6 protein-coding genes are annotated in these 6950 nt (G+C 49.7%); 3 read left to right on the forward strand and 3 right to left on the reverse strand.

Features of this window, described 5'->3' with window-relative positions; genetic code table 11:
* Positions 1 to 155: 155 nt before the first annotated feature.
* Both guaA and cbiD read right to left on the reverse strand, forming a co-directional pair.
* A complete protein-coding gene (guaA, locus tag V6C93_RS01835; RefSeq protein WP_333474934.1) occupies positions 156 to 1799 on the reverse strand; it encodes a glutamine-hydrolyzing GMP synthase in 1644 nt (547 codons plus the stop codon).
* A gap of 131 nt (positions 1800 to 1930) precedes the next feature.
* Entirely contained in the window at positions 1931 to 3100 is a 1170-nt protein-coding gene (cbiD, locus tag V6C93_RS01840; RefSeq protein ID WP_349262590.1) for a cobalt-precorrin-5B (C(1))-methyltransferase CbiD, read from the reverse strand.
* 263 nt (positions 3101 to 3363) lie between these two features.
* Between cbiD and V6C93_RS01845 the strand changes: the two genes are divergently transcribed.
* From V6C93_RS01845 to V6C93_RS38695, 3 genes are all read left to right on the forward strand, one after another.
* Positions 3364 to 5613, forward strand: a complete 2250-nt coding sequence (locus V6C93_RS01845) for a transglycosylase domain-containing protein (protein WP_333474936.1) — start codon at positions 3364 to 3366, stop codon at positions 5611 to 5613.
* A gap of 53 nt (positions 5614 to 5666) precedes the next feature.
* Positions 5667 to 5924, forward strand: a complete 258-nt coding sequence (locus tag V6C93_RS01850; protein ID WP_333474937.1) for a hypothetical protein — start codon at positions 5667 to 5669, stop codon at positions 5922 to 5924.
* A gap of 230 nt (positions 5925 to 6154) precedes the next feature.
* On the forward strand, positions 6155 to 6451 hold the full coding sequence (locus tag V6C93_RS38695) for a hypothetical protein (protein WP_414644118.1): 297 nt from the start codon (positions 6155 to 6157) through the stop codon (positions 6449 to 6451).
* 115 nt (positions 6452 to 6566) lie between these two features.
* Here V6C93_RS38695 and V6C93_RS01860 read toward each other — a convergent pair.
* Positions 6567 to 6950 (reverse strand): chemotaxis protein CheW (locus V6C93_RS01860; protein ID WP_333474939.1); only part of this gene is annotated, 384 nt, incomplete at its 5' end.

Below are 6950 nucleotides of genomic sequence, written 5' to 3' on the forward strand. Positions count from 1 at the left end.
CCGTTTTGGCCTCAATACACCATTTTTCTGGGGGTGCATGTAGCCTGTTGCGTTAGCCTTGTTCAGGTGGGTTGCTATCACCGCCCAAAAATCCCGCCCTACCGAGGGGTGAGAGCGGGTTTCATGGATTAGTCTAAAAGCAGTCCTACAGGTTTTCACTCCCACTCGATCGTGCCAGGGGGCTTGGAGGTGATATCGTAGACCACACGATTCACTCCCTTGACTTCGTTGACAATCCGGTTAGAAATAGTTTCCAACAAGTCGTAAGGCACCCGTGACCAATCAGCGGTCATGCCATCCTCGCTATTAATTAGACGCAAGACGATAGGATAAGCGTAGGTACGCTGGTCGCCCATCACCCCCACACTACGAATTGGCAACAATACGGCAAATGCCTGCCAAAAATCATGGTAGATTCCCCGGCGATTAATTTCCTGGCGGACGACGAGATCGGCATCACGTAAAATATTCAGCCGTTCGGCGGTGACTTCCCCCAGGATGCGAATCGCTAACCCTGGCCCAGGGAAGGGATGCCGATTGACAATTTCTTCGGGTAAGCCGATGGAGCGACCGACTTTGCGGACTTCATCTTTGAACAGCTTACGCAACGGTTCAATCAGCTTGAAGCGCAAGTCTTTCGGTAAGCCTCCGACATTGTGATGGCTCTTAATTTTCACCGCGACTCGTTCACCCGTTTTGGGATCGACGTTGGTGTCCGCCGACTCAATCACATCGGGGTAAAGGGTACCCTGAGCCAGATAATCAAAGGGGCCAAGGCGTCGGGACTCTTCTTCAAAGACGTTAATAAATTCGTGACCGATGCGACGGCGCTTTTCTTCGGGGTCTGTGATACCTGCGATTTGCTCGAGAAAGCGATCGCGCGCATTCACATACTCGACCGGAATGTGAAATTGCTCCTTAAAGAGTTTCAGCAATCGCTCTGGCTCTCCTTTGCGCATGAAGCCTTGGTCAATGAACATACAAGTGAGTTGCTCACCAATGGCTTTATAAAGTAAGAAGGCTAGGGTTGATGAATCAACCCCGCCAGAGAGTGCCAGCAACACCCGTTTATCCCCAACCTTCCCGCGAATTTCCCGAATTGCTTCTTCGACAAAAGCTGCCGTTGTCCAGGTGGGTTCACAGTCACAGATATGGTAGACAAAGTTACGAATCAGAGCCATTCCCCCTAGGGAATGGACAACCTCTGGATGGAACTGCACCCCATACAGCTTTTTTTCATGATGCGCGATCGCAGCACAAGGCGTATTCTCGGTATGGGCTAGGGTTTCAAACCCCTCTGGTAACATCTCACAGGAGTCCCCGTGACTCATCCACATGGTGGAACCATCGTCCACATTGGTGAGCAAATCGGTGGGATCATCAATAATCAGTGATGCCTTACCATACTCCGCCCGTTCGGCTCGCGTTACTTGACCACCGAGTTGTTGTACCATCAACTGCATCCCATAGCAGACGCCTAGTACAGGAATCCCCAGATTCCATATCTCTGGGTCTGAGTGAGGCGCACCCGCATCATAGACGGAACTGGGGCCACCAGAGAAGATAATTCCCTTCGGGTTAAGCTGTCGTAGCTGTTCGGCGGTGGTGCGATAGGAGAGAACTTCGGAGTAGACTTGAGTCTCGCGGATGCGACGAGCGATCAGCTCAGAGTATTGAGAGCCAAAGTCTAGAATGACGATCATCTGGCGATTTAACCGATCGGCCAGAGACGATGTTGATAAAGTCTCGGTGTCGTGAGATGCTTGTCCTGTCTGTAGTGTCACTGCTGCGTCCGTCATAGAAATTGTGTGATTGTGCAAACAATTCGCTGCCAAAGCCTTCCCATGAGCAGCGAATATCTATTGCGGTGAATAGATAGATTGAAACTCTAAGGTTTCTATCGTTTAAGTCTGTAGAGATTCATACAAAATTAACATAATTGCGACAATAACGCGGCACCTGTTTTGCTACGAGTGATGATTTGGCGATCGCGATCAAACAGCACACAACCGACGCGAACGTCTTGTTCGCTGTGCTTGCGGATATAGTCTTGGGAGCGAGCATCGATTGTAGACGCGATCACGCCGTAAACCTGATCCACCCAATGGCTGCCACTGGTAGCATCCAAGTCGCGCAGATACTTCAGCGCCGCTTCCGCCGTCGTACTAGCAAAAACCTCCTGTAAAACCGACGTGGGTAAACCCAGCTTAGCGCAGTGAGCCGTGAGAATTTCCATGCGTCCATCAGCGAGGTGATGGTGAGTGTGAAAAATCCCACCCGCCAGTTTAATCAACTTGCCGTGGTAGCCAAACAACAAAATGGCAGGGACTTGCTGCAATCCCGCTTCCACCAACATTGGCCCCAGCCAATTGGCAGTTTTAATCAGTTGTTCTGGATTGATACCCAGCTGTTGCGCCAAATCCAGACCGTTTTCTCCTACACAGAATACTAAGGTTGGGTAATGGGTAATGGGTAATAGGTCATTGGGAGGTTGTTGATTATTGTTTAATTGACTGACTTTGTGTTGTAATTCCTCACGGAATGCTTCCAATTGACCGGGGGAACTTAGAGGTTGAGAAATTCCCGTCGTCCCTAGTAGGGAGAGTCCTTCTACAACGCCAAAAGCAGCATTCGAGGTACGTTCCGCCAGTTTACGCCCTTCCGGAAGAATCAGGGTCACCTGAATTTTTTCCTCCGGTGCCAGTTGACGCTTTAGATTTTCCTGGATCAATCGCTGGGCATAAACATAGATTGCGGCTTTCCCATCCGCGTTGAGCAGTCGTCCAATTCCCTCACCACCCACTAACCGCACCTGTTCGGTTTGCTGTGATTCTCCCCATTCTACTAAGGCCCAAATTGGGGTATTGCGAGTGAGATCAAGGTTATCACCCGGTTGAGAACGTGCGATCGCTAGCGCCATCCCTTCCCGAATTCCAGCCACTTGCTCGATGGGAATATTTACCGTTTCTGGAGGCTCGATTAAGTCTACTGGCACAGCATCCAACGGTTGCTTTTGATGCAACCAATGCAGGGCAGCAAGAGCGGCTGCACAGGCAAATACGGGTAAGGTGTATCCAGCGCGAGGTTGAGCAATAATCATGACTAGGGAGCCGGTCAAGTAATAGTATTTGACAAGAGAAACAAAATATGTATTCCTAGGAGCGTATGGCATACGCCCTCAATTAGATAAGTATGGGAGAACCGTAAAGTTGAGCATTTTGCAGTGCGATCGCCGCTTGAGAATAGAGGAGTCTCAAAAGTATTACCTGATTTTGAACTCAGGATTTCAAAGCAACAACGGCTTCTGGAGGGTAGCGAGTAAAATAAATCAAGAGCTACAAAGCCTACAGCTCCTGGTTAAAGATGAATTCCCCCCAATCCCCCAAACCGCCCCAACCGCCAAAAACGCTGCTGACTCAGCTAACTCAGGCTGTACAGACCATTCAAGCCAGAGTTAACTTTAATGCATTGGCGCTCAAGCCTAATGCCAGAGTACCAGAACTGTTGGTACAAGATGCCGGTGCGGCTAAAGCCGAAGTCTATCCCCTCTTGGGAGACCGATACTTGCTGGGACGCAGTTCTAAATCCTGCGACATCGTCGTGCGCAACCCAGTGGTCAGTCAGATTCATCTGTCTTTAGAACGCTATGGGCGGCGTCAGAGAAACTTTATCATCAAAGACGAAAACTCCACCAATGGAATTTATCGGGGCAGGCGTCGCCTCTCTTCCCTAGTCCTGCGTCACGGTGACATCCTTACCATCGGTCCACCCGAATTAGCTGCCGCAGTACGGTTGGAGTATGTCGATCCACCCCCTTGGTATATCCTGGCGATTCGTTACATCCTTTATGGTGTGGGTGGATTAACGGTTTTGTTGGTACTCATCATTGGCGTTGAGTGGCTAAAAGTACCGGTGCGACCTCTGCCACTCGGAGTTCATGGGCCAGTCGTAATTTCTGCCGAGGATGGAACGTACCTGCGTGAACCCCGAACAACAGCTCACCTTGAACTGCAACGGTTATCAGACTTTTCCCCCTACCTGCCCAAGGCCGTGATCGCTTCAGAAGACAGCCGCTATTACTGGCACTTTGGCGTAGACCCTTATGGAATTTTACGAGCATTGGTGACCAATTTTCGGGGCGGCGGCATTCGCCAAGGGGCGAGTACCTTAACGCAACAGGTGGCTCGGAGTTTGTTTACTGACTATGTCGGACGGGAAAATAGTGCCGGCAGGAAACTCCGGGAGGCCGTGGTCGCGATGAAACTGGAGACGTTCTATAGTAAGGATGAGATTTTAAAGGTTTATTTAAACCGCATCTACTTGGGAATTAATGCGTTTGGGTTTGAGGATGCGGCTCAGTTTTATTTCGACAAGTCTGCGAAGAATTTGAACCTTTCAGAAGCCGCAACGCTGGTAGCGATTTTGCCAGCCCCGAATCGGTTTAATCCGATTCAGGATTACAATACGGCATTGGGATTACGCAATCGTGTAATCACTCGGATGCGTGCCTTAGGGCTGATTAACCAGCAAGAGGCCAACGAGGCAAGGCGATCGCGAATTGAAGTCAGCCCCAAAGCGCGTGCATTCCTCGCTAGCACTAAGGCACCCTACTTCTACAGCTATGTCTTCGAGGAACTTCGGGAGTTACTCGGAGAAGACTTGGCTCAAGAAGGAAACTTTATTGTCGAAACGTCTCTTGATCTAAACACTCAAGCCAAAGCGGAAGCGGCGCTACGTTCCTTTGTGAGTAACGAGGGGTCTCGCTTGAGATTCTCTCAAGGGGCATTGGTCACCCTCAATACGAGCAATGGGGCAATTCGCGCCCTCATCGGGGGTGTAGACTACCAACAAAGTCAGTTTAATCGCGCTACCCTAGCCAAGCGACAACCGGGCTCTACGTTCAAACTCTTTGACTACACTGCCGCATTAGTGCAAGGCATCCCAGCCTCAAAAACCTACTCCTGTGCCCCCGCCTACGGATTGCGGGGTTGCGAACGTTCGGGTGGTGAGGTTAGTATGTACACCGGCATAGCGCAATCGGAGAATGTAATTGCCGTTCGGGTTGCGATGGATGCGGGTTTGGATAATGTGGTGCAGACAGCGAATCGCCTGGGTATTCGCTCAGAACTCAAGCAGGTTCCCCGATTAGCGATCGGTCAAAGCGAAGTTAACGTTTTGGAAATTACCGGTTCTTATGCGGCGATCGCTAATCGCGGTTTCTGGAACCGTCCCCATGCCATCAAACGAATTCTCGACAGTGGTCAATGTAAAGACAAGAACGACCGAAGCACCTGTCGGATCATTTTCGACTTTTCTCAAAGTACCGACAAGGGTGTGCAAGCCGTCTCCCCCCAAATCGCAGATACGATGACCACTCTGCTTCGGGGTGTTGTGCAAGGAGGGACAGGTCGTTCCGCTGCGATCGCACCAGATGTGGCGGGGAAGACGGGTACGACTGACCGAAATGTTGACCTCTGGTTTATTGGCTTTGTTCCGAGTCGTCAGTTGGTTACCGGGATTTGGCTCGGTAACGATAACAACTCTCCAACTAGCGGGAGTAGTGCTCAAGCTGCTCAGTTGTGGGCTAACTATATGCGTCAGGTTGTGCAGTAACCTATTCCCAGAAGGTAGATTTTGTCAACCTTGAGGCGAAAAGGCAGAAGTTGATGAAAAAGAATAAATTGTCTGTACCAAGGTCAACAGACAATTTCTTGCAATCACGTCGTTTCCGCTTATCTTTTCTCTACTCTGTGCCGATTGGGGTGTTAGGAGGATTAATTGGTTTAGGGGGTGCGGAGTTTCGATTACCAGTCCTTGCTGGCATTTTGGGTTATTCAGTACGGCAGGCTTACGCTGGGGGTAATTTTAAATATTTCCGCGTTTCGGGTTTTTTACAAAGCCAAATTGCAAAATCAATAACCTAGTGGAACATAGCATACAGTAAGGGCACGGCAATGCCGTGCCCCTACAAACAATGTGTTTCCATTCAATTAGTTTCCCCAGCGAGTGGGGACTGGCATCCGATTTAACGGTGAACAGGGCATAGAAGTAGTTTCCATTCAATTAGTTTCCCCAGCGAGTGGGGACTAGAAATTGATAAAGCTTTATTGTTTACTGAAGATGTAAGTTTCCATTCAATTAGTTTCCCCAGCGAGTGGGGACTCCTCTATTTAAAACCTTTGCCCCGCCTAGTGTCCAGAAGCCGTTTCCGACGCTCACCAATTTTTCCCTGGCAATTCTGGCAAAACTCCCTGAAAAAATCGCTGAAACCCATCCAGGAAAAGCGACCGACGCTCACAACGATAGAATCAGCCTTTCAGCCCTTTTGCTTGAGCGTCGGCTACCTCATGATACAACGCATCAGATAACCACGCTCCCAGGCGCTTGTGTCATATCTGTCCCCACTCCCCAAGTTTTCACCTGTCCCCACATCTGCCGCGACAAGGGATAAAACCGCACACTGTCTTCTTTGATTTTCACCTGTTTCTTCAACCGAGAGTACAGTTCAAAAACATCTTCTAGTGCTTCGCATAGGTACGGCTTCCAGCATTGAAGGCCACTTCGTATTATTGGACTGTCGCCAGCTTTTGGAAAAGGGGCAGAAGTAGCTCGACATCGAGCAGAAAAATCGTTAAGGGTGTTCCTTGCTGAGGAATAACGGCAACATGGCTAGCGACTTCTAAGGTATCCGCACGGCGATAGGATTCTGGTAACACTCGGAACATGGATAAGGGCACTTCGATTAAGACAGGAGTGTTCGCCACGGGAATGCCATAAAATTCACCTGTTTGACTTTGCACGATCGCAAGATAACCGCCGGAATCAGAGATTGAACTGCTTTTGAAAAATTGCCAATTTAGGTCTACAACGGTGACTTCGCGATCGCCCATGTGGGCAATCCCCACATGATTGAGTCCGCTACTGTAAACAGGGGTGCGATCAACTACTTT

This window comes from Allocoleopsis sp., from assembly GCF_036703385.1.
Taxonomy (GTDB): Bacteria; Cyanobacteriota; Cyanobacteriia; order Cyanobacteriales; family Coleofasciculaceae; genus Allocoleopsis.